This is a genomic window from Enterocloster sp. 210928-DFI.2.20 (assembly GCF_020554465.1).
Taxonomy (GTDB): domain Bacteria; phylum Bacillota; class Clostridia; order Lachnospirales; family Lachnospiraceae; genus Enterocloster; species Enterocloster bolteae.
This window is the reverse complement of the sequence record NZ_JAJCHK010000104.1, coordinates 1-486: the sequence shown is the minus strand read 5'-3', so window position 1 is coordinate 486 and position 486 is coordinate 1. Positions and strand designations below refer to the sequence as shown.

1 pseudogene is annotated in these 486 nt (G+C 51.0%); it reads left to right on the top strand.

From position 1 onward, the window contains the following. Window positions 1–486: pseudogene (locus LI015_RS28040) on the top strand (hypothetical protein); the annotation flags it as partial.

Here is a 486-nt window from a genome sequence, read left to right as displayed (position 1 = left end):
TGGCCGGTATTATGGCCGGAGAAGGTATCACATACTTTTTAGATGATGTTTATGTCGATGTGCGGGTGAGTGGGTACCTGCCAATATGTACGAAACGTGTAGCCCTGCAGCAGTTGGCCTTTGCCATTGGAGCCCTGGTGGACACCAGTTATGACCGGCAACTGTACATATACCCACAGCAGACCGAGGTCACCAGCGAATTCACGGCCAAAGATATCCGGTTGGGATTAAGTGTGGAACACAGTGATATCATAACCGGCATCCGGCTGTATGTACACAGTTATACCCAGGGGACAGAATCCGCGCAGCTGTATAAGGGGGTCCTGGATGGCACTACGAGGATAGAGTTTTCAGAGCCTTATCACGGTCTGTCTATTACTGGTGGAAATCTTGGGGACCATGGAGACAATTATGCCTGCATAACCGGCACGGGCAATGAAGTGGTACTGACCGGGCTTAAGTACAACCACAGCACGGCCATGTTGC